The organism is Echinicola sediminis (assembly GCF_054777495.1).
Map to the genome: position 1 here is coordinate 41,189 of NZ_BAAHAP010000022.1, position 14,330 is coordinate 55,518.

The 14,330-nt window shown below is 45.0% G+C and carries 8 protein-coding genes; 4 read left to right on the forward strand and 4 right to left on the reverse strand.

Annotated features, from left to right (window positions below; all coding sequences use genetic code 11):
• Positions 1–162: 162 nt before the first annotated feature.
• From ACYVAA_RS08020 to ACYVAA_RS08035, 4 genes are all read left to right on the forward strand, one after another.
• On the forward strand, positions 163–843 hold the full coding sequence (locus ACYVAA_RS08020) for a DUF2461 domain-containing protein (RefSeq protein WP_460540307.1): 681 nt from the start codon (positions 163–165) through the stop codon (positions 841–843).
• A 449-nt stretch (positions 844–1,292) separates the two neighbouring features.
• On the forward strand, positions 1,293–3,692 hold the full coding sequence (locus tag ACYVAA_RS08025; protein ID WP_460540309.1) for a TonB-dependent receptor: 2,400 nt from the start codon (positions 1,293–1,295) through the stop codon (positions 3,690–3,692).
• A gap of 28 nt (positions 3,693–3,720) precedes the next feature.
• Complete coding sequence (locus ACYVAA_RS08030) at positions 3,721–5,052, forward strand: hypothetical protein (RefSeq protein ID WP_460540311.1); 1,332 nt, start codon at positions 3,721–3,723, stop codon at positions 5,050–5,052.
• 175 nt (positions 5,053–5,227) lie between these two features.
• On the forward strand, positions 5,228–6,496 hold the full coding sequence (locus ACYVAA_RS08035) for a PepSY-associated TM helix domain-containing protein (protein WP_460540312.1): 1,269 nt from the start codon (positions 5,228–5,230) through the stop codon (positions 6,494–6,496).
• 417 nt (positions 6,497–6,913) lie between these two features.
• On the opposite strand, the gene ACYVAA_RS08040 is transcribed toward ACYVAA_RS08035, so the two are convergent.
• From ACYVAA_RS08040 to ACYVAA_RS08055, 4 genes are all read right to left on the reverse strand, one after another.
• A complete protein-coding gene (locus ACYVAA_RS08040) occupies positions 6,914–7,738 on the reverse strand; it encodes a Cof-type HAD-IIB family hydrolase (protein WP_460540315.1) in 825 nt (274 codons plus the stop codon).
• A 68-nt stretch (positions 7,739–7,806) separates the two neighbouring features.
• Positions 7,807–8,223 carry a hypothetical protein gene (locus ACYVAA_RS08045; RefSeq protein WP_460540317.1) on the reverse strand — a complete coding sequence of 139 codons (417 nt, stop codon included), beginning with the start codon at positions 8,221–8,223 and terminating at the stop codon, positions 7,807–7,809.
• Between the two features lie 75 nt (positions 8,224–8,298).
• Entirely contained in the window at positions 8,299–9,324 is a 1,026-nt protein-coding gene (locus ACYVAA_RS08050) for a PorP/SprF family type IX secretion system membrane protein (protein ID WP_460540319.1), read from the reverse strand.
• Positions 9,321–14,264, reverse strand: a complete 4,944-nt coding sequence (locus ACYVAA_RS08055; protein WP_460540321.1) for a PKD domain-containing protein — start codon at positions 14,262–14,264, stop codon at positions 9,321–9,323. Before ACYVAA_RS08055 ends, ACYVAA_RS08050 begins: the two co-directional genes overlap by 4 nt.
• Positions 14,265–14,330: the final 66 nt, after the last annotated feature.

Consider the following 14,330-nt stretch of genomic DNA (forward strand, 5'->3'; position numbering starts at 1 on the left):
GGGAGTATTTTTGAAAGAGAAGAGTAGAGTTGCAGGAAGGACTGCGCCAGGGCTTGATGTACTTCGAAATTCATCCCTGCTGATTTAAGTGAAATTGTTGTAAAAAGGAGGGAATTAGTTTTAACTTTATCCTTCTTGTTTGATCAGATACGCCCTAGAGTTATGAGAAAGGATACGCTTGAGTTTTTAAAGGAATTAGCGGCTAACAATAGCAAAGAGTGGATGGATGCCAATAGAGAATGGTATTTGGAAGTGAAGGAGGGCTTTTTGGAAACAGTTGGGCAACTTTTGGCTGAGCTTACGAAAATTGAGCCCCGGCTTTCGGTACTTAAACCCAAAGAATGTATTTTTCGGCAAAATCGAGACATACGTTTCAGTACCAATAAAGATCCCTACAAGAACAATATGGGGGCTTATTTTTCGGTTGGGGGGAAAAAATCTCCAGGGCCAGGCTATTATCTCCATGTTCAGCCGGAGGAATGCTTTCTTGCCGGAGGGATTTGGATGCCGCCTTCAGATGTTCTGAAAAAAATCAGGCAGGAAATAGACTATTCAGGAAGCGAGCTGGAAAAGGTGGTAGAAGAGACGTCATTTCAGCAGACATTTGGTGAAATAAAGGGAGAGAAGCTCAAGACTTCACCCAGGGATTATCCCAAGGATCACCCTTACGCGGATTTCCTTCGGTTAAAGAGTTTTGTGGTGACCAAGCCTATCTCAGATGGGACTGTGCTCTCAGCAAGTTTTGTGGACAACTGTATGAAAGTCTATCATCAGATGGGGCCGTTTCATCGTTTTCTAGAACGGGCAATCGACGATGCTGAAGGAGGGGAGGGTATATTATAGTTCATCTGAACAGATCATCATTTCACTTGTCTGTATTGTTAAAATAATTTCTCGAAGTCAGTTTACCTATGGGCTTCGGCTGAGCCCTTGAATTTTTATGATATCAAGGTTGGGGCAAGCTAATAAATAATGTTTTAGCAGTCCCTAAATTTTTTGTACAGTTAGGCCATTTACAGTTACGTAAGGATATTCAGCTAAACCCAAGTCGGAATAAGTGCTTTCTCTTTATTCTTTAGGGGTATTGGTTGTTGAGAAAATAAATGTCAACATGCCGTTTGTTGCCTCTTAAGGCCATTTACATAACTTTATTAAAAATTAATCTAAATAAGTATTGTGTAGAATCAGGCTGCATTCTATTTTTGCATTCAATTAGATTAAATCTAAATAAAGTAGATGCTAAATCAGATAGGATAGTGAATTCTTTACTTTTGTTAAAAATAAATTGGCGGTTGACACTAGCTCTGTTGGCCTGTGGACTACTTTTCTCTATGGAGGGGCTACATGCGGCGACGGTGAAGGGAAAGGTTTTTGATTCAAAGTCAGAGCCTGTCCCCGGAGTGATTCTCAGGATTAAAGGCAGTCCCCTGACCGCTATTTCTTCCCTGGATGGAAGTTATCAACTCCTGAATGTTCCGGAAGGGGAGGTAGAATTCCAGCTTTCCTGTATGGGTTATCAAGACCATTCACTGTTGGTGTCTGTTGGAAGCGGGGATGCCGTTGTTTCGCTTGATTTTTCATTGGCTGAAGCAACCACGGAGCTTGCCGGAGTGCTTGTGGAAGGGCAATCTGTAAAGAGTGAGATCGAAACGAAGGGCTTTGCTGTAGAAGTTGTGGAAACGGAAAAGGCCGCGCTACAATCCGTTCAAACAAACGATTTGCTTAACAGGACAGCGGGGATCCGCGTCAGACAAAACGGAGGTTTAGGTTCCCGGGTAGATTATAACCTTAACGGTATGACGGGCGGTTCTGTACGTATTTTTATAGATGGTCTTCCGATCTCCACTTATGGCCCTTCATTTAGCCTTAACAGTATCCCTCCCGCGCTGATCGAGCGCATTGAAATTTATAAAGGGGTAATTCCTGCGCACTTGGCCGATGATGCATTGGGCGGTGCCATCAATGTGATCTTGAAAAAAGGAGCAACCAACCATGTTTCGGCAGCAGTCTCCTACGGTTCCTTTAATACTTTGCAGAGCAACCTAAATGCTGTTTACCGGGATGAATATTCCGGTTTTACCACCAAAATATCAGGTTTTTACAATTACTCGGACAATGATTACGAGGTGTGGGGAAAATTCGTCAGATATATTCAACCCGATGGCAGAACTGAAAATATACGAGCTAGAAGGTTCAATGACAGCTATAGGTCAGTCGGAGGGAAAATCGATATTGGTTTTACCAACGTGAAATGGGCAGACCAGTTTTTTATCAGCTACACCGGCTCGGATGATTATAATGAGATCCAGCATGGGACTTATATGTCCATTCCTTACAAAGGCCGCTTCACGACTTCCCAATCAAATGTTTTTGGGCTGAACTATCTGAAAGAAGATTTATTTACCGATGGACTGGAAGTCTCCTTTAATGGTTCTTTTAGCAAACGGGCGCAGGTGGTGACGGATACCGTTCGGTGGAATTATAATTGGTTTGGGGAAATAAACCTGGGGACATACGGGGAGCCCATACTACGCCCCAAAGGTGCCCAGCAGGGGGCTCCCACCATCAACCATATCGATAGGAATGTAAGTACTTTCCGGGCAAGTGCCAATTATGATATTCGTGACCATCACAAGATCATCCTTTCCCAATCGTACTTTAATATTGACAGGTACGATCAGGATATGATGCGGAGTGCTGTAGAGCGGGAGTTTGTAGGCACGCGCGATCTCCAGAAGTACATTACTTCCCTTGGTTATGAATTCAACCTGATTCAATCCCGCCTTAAGGGGAATCTGTTTGGGAAATACTATGTGCAGGAGATCGATCGGATGGATCCTTTACTGGAAGAAGGAGTACGTGTAGAAGACCGGGTGTCCAGCAAAAGGAATACCACAGGCTATGGTATGGCCTATTCATTTAGGCTTTACAAGCAACTGCTTATTTTGGCCTCTGCGGAGAAAGCGGTAAGAATGCCGTCGGAAGGAGAGATTTTTGGTAGCCCCGGAGAAAACATTGTGGAAAACCTGAACATAAGGCCTGAAATAAGCAATAACCTTAATCTTGGGTTTAAGTTGGGAGATTTTGAACATGAAAAACATAAGTTTTCTTTCTCAGGAACGGGCTTTATCAGGGATACTAAGGACAAGATCACACAGGAAATCAATGATAGGATCAATGATGCGGTTCAAACGGCTCCCTTTGTAAACCTAGGCAAAACCAAGGCGATCGGCTTTGAGGCGCAGGCCGGCTATTCCTATGGAGAATCCCTGCAGGCCAGGTTGAATTTTTCCAGGTTCAACTCGGTGTTCAATACCAAATATGACCCAAACGGAAAAGTGTATGATAACTATAACCAACAAATCCCAAACGATCCCTTTTTTACGCTGAACAGTTTCGTTGAATACACATTTAAGGACCTGATCCAAAAGGGATCGGCACTGAGACTCTCGCATTATTTTAGTTTTGTGGAGAGGTTTTATACCACTTGGTTGGAAATAGAGGAGTCTAGAACTCCTCGTCAGTTTGTACATGATTTTGGGGCAACTTATATCCTCCCTAATCAAAAGTTTTCCATAAGTGCGGACATACGAAATGTGTTTAATAGGCAGGTGTATGATAACTATGGCGTGCAAAAACCAGGCCGGGCCTTTTATTTCAAAGTCAATTATTCGATCAGCAATTTCAAATAAATTTTTAATCATATAAAGAAACAGTAAAATGTTCATTAAAAGCAGTTTTAAATCAAGGTTCCTGCAAATGGGACTTGTGATAGCAGCCATGTCCATGGCCGGTTGTAATAGTGAAGAAGATCTCGCACCCAGTGAGGGATTGGAAGCGGACCGTTGGGTGACCATAGCAGGGGCACTAATGGGAGAAAACGCAGGTGATGGCAATGGGGGAACTAAGATTTATGCGGTAAGTTATGAGGATGCTATCAATCCTGAAAAGGTAATTGAAGTATTCGAGTATGGGGAGCCGGTAATATCCAACCGTACCGCAAGGTTACAGGTGTCTGAAGACGGAAAGACCGTATTCAATATAGTTTATGGAGGCGAAAACGGTGGTCATTATAATAAGTTTACTGTTGGTGGAGGAAGCAGCTATGTACAGGAAGATGTAACAGTTGATATCTCCCAACAAGTAGATACCGCTCCAAGATGGAGCAAGTTGTTCAACGGAGACAAGAACGGTATCGCCGTAAATGTGGCCAATATTGCTGCAAACAATGCAACAGATGAGACACTGCCTTATGAATACTATAGAGGTTTGGCGACGGTTTTGGACCTGAATCTACAGGAAAATAGAATAGAGGGCTATAAGAGTTATGAGCTTCCTCTGACTGCAGAAGAAGAACTGGCTGGACACTGTATTTTCAGATTGGATGCCCCGGTATTGAACCAAGCGGGTGATAAATTGTTGATCGGGACCTGGATGCGTAAATACGATCCTGCTACTGGTGACCGAGAGAGTGAATGGGAGAGATTGGGGACCAAAACGGTAGTGGTAGACTACCCTTCCCTGGAAAACCCAAAGATCATTTCCTCTACCCAAGATAATGGTGACTGCTCAGGTTATAGAAGTAATGTCAACCAACTTGCCGAAGACGGTTATATTTATCAAGCTACTTCCAGAGGAACAAATGGCTCTCATATTCTGAGAATCGCTCCAAACAACGAATATGATAATAACTTCTCCATCAGCCTTGATGAGGCCCTGGGGCTGACAGATGTTTATGTGTCCGCATGGAAATATGTGAACAAGGGAATTGGATATGCGACGATAAGTCACGGTGAAAGCAATCAGGGGTACATTGTCAGGATCGACCTTAATCAACAAACAGCATCTTTGGTAGAAGGTATTCCAAATGATCCTGATGTAAGGTTTAACCAGTACCAAGGATTCCTTGTGAGCGGAGATGATCTTCTGGTACCGGTATCGCCTTTGGGTAAGGATGGAAATATCTATGTGCTGCACAGCCAGACTGGTGAAGTCTCTATAGGTGCCAAGCTTATCAATAGGCCTGGAAATCACTTTATCGGCGTGTTTTAATCGATATACCATTGGTTTTACAGCCTCTGTGCCCTCCATTTGGGTACAGGGGCTTTATCGGTTGAGAGAAATTAGTGATCTAAGTGATGAACTGTCCACCTGAACAAACTCGATTGCAGTATAGGAGATTTAATGAAACATATTCCATTTTCGGAAAACAATAAAATTCAATTTGATGAAGACAAAAAAGAAAAAGACCAATTGGCAAAAGGTCAGGAAGTTTTTTAATGATATCCACCTTTGGGTGGGCTTGGCAGGAGCATTGGTGCTGATTCCTATTTGCTTATCAGGAACAATCTATGTTTACAATACCGAACTACTGGAAATGTTCAGCTCCCATCTTCATTGGATCGATAAGGAGGAGGGGCAAAACAAGCTGGCCTTGAAGGAGCTTCTTGACGACCTCTCCACTAAGGTAGATGGAAATATCACTGGCGTCTCCATTCCCTATGATGAAGAACGAACCTATCAGTTTTCTGTGAAAGAGGAAGGAAGTAGAAGCCGCTTCGGTACGACCTACTATATAAACCCTTACAGTGGGGAAGTAGTGGGGAGTTCAGAAGAAAAAAATGCCATTGCCGACTTTATGCGGGATATGTTCAGTCTGCACCGTTGGTTGTTATTGGATAAAATTGAAGAACCCTTGTTTGAGGGGCTGGAAAACAGAAAGCTGGGAAGTTATATTTCCGGAACAGCCACCATTTTGTTTACGATCGGCTTGATCACTGGAATAGTAATCTGGTTTCCACAAAAGCTAAAGAGCTGGAAACAGGGTTTGAAATTGAAATTGGATGGCAGTTGGAAACGGGCAAATCATGATTTGCACAATACGCTGGCATTTTATTCCTTTTTGTTCTTGCTGATTATGGGGTTGACTGGCCCTCAATGGTCCTTTCCATGGTACAGGACAGCTCTGCAAAAGACTTTGGGGACGTATCAGGAATCCAGTTCCAGAGGTGGAGGGCATGGCCGTCCAACTCAGTCCAAGAAGGAGGATCGACCTGAAGAAAAGCAAAAGGAAATACCTTCACTTTTGGCTTTTGAAGAATACCTCAATGTAGCGGATCAGCATCTTTCCTATAAGGGAGATTATCGGATCAGTTTTCCCCAAGATGCCAACAGCAAATTAGAAATATCAAAAAGCAAGGTAGGTTTTTTTGCTCCGGCAGCAGGTGACAAGATAAGCCTGGATCCGGCAACTGCCGAAGTAAGTGATATTCAGATTTTTTCGGATCAACCTTTCAACCAAAGGGTGGCGAGGTCTATTAAAGCGCTACATATCGGTTCTGTTTACGGAGGATTTAGCAAGCTCCTCTACTTTATTTCCTGTTTGATCGCCACAAGTCTTCCGATTACCGGCACATTGATCTGGATAAATAAAATGAAGAAAAAGCCGGCCAGGAAAAAAAGGGTAGAAAGAAGGTCCGTAAGTATGGCTTCCTAGTTGCTCATGGGAAAAGCTTGATTTGGTGAAATCATCATTAACCTGAAACACCAATTGCCATTAGTTTTGGGCAATTGGTGTTTTCTATTTGAAGAGGGCCTTTTTGTGAAGTAAAATGTTTTTAATAAACTGATTGATGAAGTCTTTGAAGACTAATGATTAACTTGTTTAAACTCTCTGGTGTCTTGGTTGTGCCGAGGGCTTTGCCCCCGGGGCCGGCAGAAGGTGAGCCTGAGGCCTGCCCCGACTCAGGGGGACAATTTTTATCTTCCCGCCCCTGTGCGCCGTGGTGCAGTTGACGGGACAACAGTTGCTTGTATAGAAACGGAATTCTGTCATCCAAGTCTTTACTATTTGAGAAAATGTTGATTTCTCGTAATGACGGATTTATGCCAATTTTATAATCGGAATCCCGGTTTACAGGCAATATTTTTCAATCATCATGGCCACACCGTCTTCTGTATTTTTGGCAGTGATTTCATCGGCAATGGCTTTGACTTCCTCCCTGGCATTTTCGACCGCTACTCCATGACCAACTGCCTGAAGCATTTCAATATCGTTATAGTTGTCTCCAAAAGCCATGACCTCTTCCATTTTGATATCATATTTTTCTTTAAGGAGCAGGTTTAAGGCACTCGCTTTGGATATGGACTTTGGAGCAATTTCAATATAGGTGTCCTTGGAGCGGTAAAGGTGTAATTCCGAGTTTTTAGTATCCAGAAGGGAATGGAACAAGGTGTCAATTTCTTCTGCGGGGCCCATGCACATGACCTTATGGGCACCGGCATTTCTGGTCTCCCAGTCATTTTTGACCTCGTTCCAGTTTTTTATGACGGGATTTACCTTGGTACTGGTAATTTCCCTTTGCGTCCAGTAGTCATCTTGGGGGGCGTACCATTCGTCTTCATGGTAAAGGCTGATATGTATTTGAGAACCTTGGGATAATTCAGTGATATGGTGGCAGATATCCAATGGGATCTTTACCGTGTCCAATAGCTCAAAATCATTTCCGTGGCCGTCAAAGTGAATGATGTAGCCGCCGTTGTAACAGATCATTGGATTTTTTAACCTGTTCATGCTGGCCTGTAGGTGCCTCATGGCACTGGGCATCCGGGATGAGGCGAGAATAATGGGGAAGTCTTCCGGTAGCTGTTTTACGGCTTTTATGGTCCTTTCTGAAATTTCCCTGCTTTTGTTGAGTAAGGTACCGTCTATATCGGTACAGAGGGCTTTTATCTGCATGTAGATTGTTAGTAATTACGGCTCAAAAATAACGGATTTTATTTTTTTGATAAAATTGATCAAAACGATTATTGGTCGAGCAATGAGCTTACTTCAAAAAGGTAGTTGCTTTGATAAAGTGTTTCATGGGGGCTCATATCGGAAGTTTTGATGATAAAGACTTCTATGGATTGATAGTCTTCGCTTTCGGTAAGCTCCACATAGGTTTTAGCACACTGGCGGGCTATATTGGCTTCGTTTTCATATAATTCAGGAAGCGTTCCATTATAGAGCCGGAGTTCTATTTTGCTGCTTTCGCTGCTGAAATCTTTATTGAAATTGGATTCTATCCTACTGAAGCCCCCGATGGTCATGAGCTCACTGCTGCCTTTAAATATTCCCGTATTGGCGATGAATTCCATGAGTTTTTCAGGAGAACAGCTGCAGCTGCTGAGGAACAGGTAACTGAAGGTATAAAGTAGCAATATTAATTTAAGGCCTTTCATGGCAGGGTGAGGTGTTTAGCCCAAAGTTATTGGATAAAAGCAAGAGTTAAAACTCTTGCCATAGAAACAGACGGATTACATGATATAATAGAAACAGTCATTTATCCTTGATTTTCTATTTCGGTCTTTGGGGTCACCCCAATAGAACAAATAGCGTAAAGATATTTCATGTGCGCCTTTCGTTTGGCTTCCGATATTGGAAAGCATAAAATCATAGCTGTATCCAAGCACAAGCCCGGATTCCAGTTTCATGCCCAGCAAAAATATAAGGGAGTCATGGTTGGAGTTCCCCCGCATGCCGGGTATGCCTCGGTAACCAATGCCGCCAATGACTGTCCCATAAAGTAGTTGGGTGCCGAAATCAAGTTGTTTGAAAGGGCCTTGTTGTTTGTAGCTGGCCAGGATGCTGAGTTTATTGTCAAATTGGGACCCAAAATATTCATTGGCTCCGAGTGGAAGGTTGACCCCTCCATGTGCCCCCCATTTGACAGAAAGTGTACTTTGGTTATTGTCCGGGTAAAAGCTCAGTCGGGGTTGGTTAACGTGGTGGGCTGAGGCTCCGAAGAAGAAATACTCGCTATTCACCAGGGCTCCGAACGAAATGTCCAAATAGCTATAGGGTTCATAGTCCGGGATATTGTCTATCGTGGTGGGCGTGACAGTTTGGGAGAAAATGTCGATCTGGTCTCCGAACAGGAGGTTGTCAAGTGTGGCACTTCTTCGAATGATGGCTGCCTGGCTACCAAAGCGGAAGTGCCATTCGTCGGACAATTTGAGGTTATAGGCATAGAAGAAGGATACATCGTTTGTTTTTAATTTCATGTTGGACTCTTGGAAGCTGTTAATGGCGATGCCAAAACCACTGTTCAGGTCAAAACTGTAATGGTCAAAATAGGCGGAATAAGCATTGAAGTTGTTGGATAGTCCGGGCCATTGTTTCCTGTAGTTGAGGCCAAACCTCGAGAGTTCTGTAGCACCGGTCATGGCAGGGTTCAGGTACAAAGGTGCAGCATAGAATTGGGAATAGTGAAAATCCTGTGCTTTCAATGGAGCCATGCAGGTCAAAAAGAATAATAGGGCTATGATCGACTTTTTCATCATTTCAGCAGCATAAACACGTCAGTTAAAGATTCGCTACGATTGTCCAAAGTGCTATAGTTCAGTTTGTAGATATAGTTTCCTGGTAGGGCTGGTTCTCCTTCGATTTTTCCATCCCAGCCTTCCGACTCAAGATCATCGGTATAGAAAATGACCTCGCCCCATTTGTTGAGTACCCAAAATTCCAAGGAATGTATGAGGGTAAACCGTGGGAAGAAATGATCATTGATGCCGTCACCGTTAGGAGTAAAGACATTCGGGATGGCCAGGAAGTAGTCGGAGACTTCAACATTCAACAGCGTTTCAGAGGTGCATCCGTACTGGTCTACTATTCTTAGCAGTACCTCGTAAGTGCCGGGGCTACTATATGCATGGACAGGATTATCTTCAGTGCTTGAAGTACCATCTCCAAAATCCCAGAAAACCTCTATGATGTTTCCCAGGGAAAGATTTTGGAAGGCAATGTCAAAATTGACCAAATGGGTGTTGTACTCATCAAGGGCAAGGGAGTGGTGATCCGCGTCGATAATGGTCGGCGGGTTGTCTATCTCAAAAGAAGCGGTCATCAGGCATCCTCTGGTATCGGTTACTTCGGCAATAAAGAAACCGGATTGATCGGTGCTCATAAGGAGGCCGTTGTTCATGGCATTCCCTCCCGACCATGTAATATTATAAGGAGGAATGCCTCCTGTGACAAAGAGCTCAATTTCTTCATTTACCTCACCGGTTTCACAGGATACGATGGTGTTTCTCCTGCTGTTAACCGTGATTGCTGGAGGTCTTTTTATTTCCATTTGTTGCGTAACCGTACAACCAGAGGAGTCCTGTACGGTTACTTCATATTGACCGGCCGTAATATTGGAAAGCACCTGAGCAGTTGAGCCGTTGCTCCAACTGATGCTGTAGGGTGGTCTTCCCCCTGAAATCCCTAGAGAAATTTCTCCACTTTGTGGGTTGTCACAGTCCAGTGCATCAGTTACTTGGGGTTCCACTGTCAATGGGGCTGGCTCAATGATATTGAACTCTTCTCTGATTTCGCATCCGTTTTCCATCAAAATCGTTACCCCATAAGTTCCGGCCGAAAGGTTAAAAAGGTTTTCCAGTTCTGCGCCGTGGTCCCACCTGATCGTGTAGGGAAGCTCTTCCTGTTCCAGGTTAAGTTGGATGCTGCCGTCTTCTCTTCCTGCACAGGAGATGGAGCGGACCTCAGGTGTAATTCTAAACAGGGGGGCATCGATGATCTCGATGGTCTCCGTCTTGACACAACCCGCCTCGTCAGCGACCGTGACGGTATAGCTGCCGGGTCCCAGGTTGGTGAAGGAGGTCTGACTTGACCCAAACTCCCAGGAGATCTGGTAGGGAGGAACGCCTCCCTGAACGTCCAAGGCTATTTGGCCATTGTTGTCTCCATAACAAGTGATGTCCTGTTTGGTATAAGCGATAACCATCGGAGTATCGGGTTCTGTGAGGGTGATCGGCCCAAAACTGGTAGGGCAATTTTCCCCGTTGTAGACAGTAAGGGAATATTCTCCTGCAGGGACATTTTCAAGGTTTTGGTCACTAACAGGAAAAGGTTCTCCGTCCAGCAGCCATTCGAAACTGTAAGGTACTGAAGTGTTGCCCCCCGAAACTTCTATATTAATGGCTCCGGTAGCTTCTCCGGCACATAGTATTTGGGTAGTATTCAGTAGGGTAACGCTAACTCCTGATGGTTCTTCGAGCAGGTAATCGGATGTAGTGATACAGCCAGCCCCGTCCCTTACGGTTAAGGTGTAATTACCGGCCGCAAGACCATCTATTGCCGGTAAATCAGATGTAAAGCCTCCTGGTCCGGTCCATTCAAAGGTATAGTCGCCGTTTCCTCCGGAAGGAGAGATATCGATGCTTCCGTCTGTGGCCCCGGAACAGGATATTTCGTAGCCATTATAGTCTGATAGGGTAGATTCAAGAGTGATAATGGGGTTTACCCTGATGGAATAAGTAAATACATTTCCCGGGCAGCTTCCCAAGGAGTCCACGTCGCTCATTACCGTATAAATGGCCGTTATCGGTTCAGTGGTGGGGTTGATTAGTTCCTGTGCGGGAATGATGTCGGAATTTCCACTGCTGACCAATCCTTCCAGGCCCTCACCTGCTGCGGTCCAAGAGAAGCCTGATCCATCTATATTGCTCGATATACTGACTTCTTGAGAAAAGGAGCCCGAACAGATGACCTGATCAGGTTGCGAAAAAGTTATCGTGGTAGTGGGAATGATGTTGACCGTCAAAAGGAAGGGATCGCCTATACAGTTGTTTAGCTGAGGAGTAACTTCGTAGATTACCTCAGTTTCAGAATCGCCTGTATTGGTCAAGGTTTGACTGATGCTGGTGCTGGGGGTAGCTTGATCACTGGCGCCTGTGACTTGATTGGAAAAGCTTGCTGTCCAGGTATAGGTTGTCCCGTTGGCATGGTTTTCCGGTTGGAAGTTGAAGGTCTCGTTATTACATATTTGAATGGTAGAATCTTTGTATGCCAAGTTTGGAATGACCGTAATGGTGTAAGTGCTTGGCGGTGCATCACAAACATCTTCCCCTACATTGGCGATGAAGGCCGTATAGGTCACGTCAAACGCTTCGCTTGTGTTATTGACCAAGGTTTGGCTTGGAATAGTAGCACCTCCAGAGTCGGTGCCGCCGGTGACAGGCCCGTAATCAGCAGTCCATTCTATTACCGTCCCTGGGCTTGAGTTGATCGTAACTGCTTCAGAGGGGCTACCAGAGCATACTGTTTGGTCAGGAATGGAAAACTCAATAACGGGAGTGGGGGTCACGGTAACATTCACCTCGTCTTCGGAGAAACAGCCTGTATCATTATCTGTCACCAAGAGTGTATAGGTAGTATTTTCGGTAGGACTTACTGTGGGGTTGGGAGAATTGGGCTCGGAGATTGGTGTTGTCCCGGAGCTGGTCCATTGATAAGTGTAATTGCCCGTTGAGTTGGCTGTACCGGATAACGCAATGCTTTCACCATAGCAAATGGTGCTGTCCTGTCCGGCGCTTATGTCAGGAGGAATGTTGAAAGAAAAGCCTACTGAATCCCTCACGACACCGCATTCGGTGGTGATTTCAAGGATAATCGCTTTATTTCCAGGGGTGTCAAAGGATACGGCGCTGGGGCTAGGGCTCGAGGAACTGGCCGGACTGCCTCCCACAAAGCTCCAAGAATAGGTGGCTGCCTCGGGATGACAGACATTGATCGTAGCAGAGGGGGAAATGGTGGTTGGTTCACAAACGTTGCTTACGGGGGCGAGTTCCACGACGGGAGGGTTATAAACGCTGATTTCTTGGGTGTCCGAAAATGTTCCACAAGGAGTGGTTACGTTCATGGTGATGGTATATCTACCTGCATTATTGAATTGGAAGACAGGGGCCTCAGAGTTTTGGTTGAAGCCATCTGCAAATGACCAGTTGGCACTTGTCCCGCAGTAATCACTGGAATAGCTTACCAGCCATTGGAAAGTTGCGATGTCTCCGCAGCGGTCATCGATGATGGAGGTGTTTGTCGTGGCGACAGTTATTGGTCCGCAGCCTTCGGAAATATCCGTTTCAAAACTCGCCTCAGGGACTTCGGTGACACATATGGTTTTGACTTCTTCGTTGATCCCGCAGCGGTTTCCGGAAATCAGTTTTACAGTGTAGGTTCCTGGGGCGGTGAAGATGGGATAAATATATTCGGTTCCATTGTCCCATGAATTGGGCTGATTGGGATTATTTTGTTCTCCCAATGATCCTCCGCTCAATTCCCAGCCCGTTTCGGGGGTAATCTGCCAAACAAATTGACCTAAGTCGGTACAAGTTCCATTATTGCTGACATCTCCGCCAAATATGGTTTGGTTTTGTATGGTTATTCTTTCATCAACACAGACGGGATCTTGAGGTGCTCTGAAATCAGGGTCAGGTGTTTCTGAGATATAAATGGGAGAAACTACTGCAGCCGAGGCCGAACAGGGATTTATCGCGGTAATTCTTACGGAGTATGAATTTGGGAATGCCCCACTGTTTACCCCGCATGAGGATTCACCAAAGGTATGGGTTACTGAAGCAGGTGGGGGGTGGTTGAACACCTCATTGGGAGTGCCGTCGGAGTAATTTACAATATACTGCGTGCCCGGAGGGTTGTTTTCTGTTCCGGTGATTGGAAAGGTAAGGGTCTGTCCCCCACAGACATTGGTGTTGCCTGGGTTTCCAAGGCCCACGGCCGGATTTGAGCCTACAAAAATACCGTATTCTTTGGTGGCCTTGCAACCATTGGGGCCAGTGATGGAATAGGTGATGGTGTAGATGCCCACTTCGTAGGAGTGTTGGAGCTGCTCCCACGATGATCCCGAAAAAGGAGCCGAACCATCTCCCCAGTCCAATTCATAGCTTACATTACTGTCTTTGGTAGAGGAGGTGTTGTTGAAAATGAATGCAGACTCTTCGTTTTCACATATTACGATATATTGCAGGTCGTCAAAATCAGCCCCTGTCTGGTCACTGGTGACAGACAGGTCAGGGGCCTGGTTCAAGGTGATTTCTTTCACCATGGTATCCTGGGTGCCATCTTTATCCCTTACCGTTAGGGTAACGGTAAAGGTTTGCATGTCTGTTCCTGGTTCTCCAATGAAACTATGGCTTGGGTTTTCTTCCGTGGAGCTGTTTAGGCTGCCCGAATTGGGATCCCCAAAATCCCACTCGTAGATAAGGCTATCCCCTGTGGAAAGGTTGGTGAAAGCAACGGGTGCATAACTACATTCTACTGTGGCGTCAAAATCAAAATCAGCGAAGGCGACGCGTTCATGATTCCGTAATAATCCCCCTATGCTTGGTGTGACCCCAAGCGGAAAAGTAACTACAGATATCAGGCAGATGGCTGTTACCAGTAGTAAAAATGGGAGGAAAAACGATGGCTTTATGTTTTTCATGAAAAATATAAGTTACGAATATTCAGGTATGAAAACAATGCCTGCCTATATTTCGGTTTCTTAAAT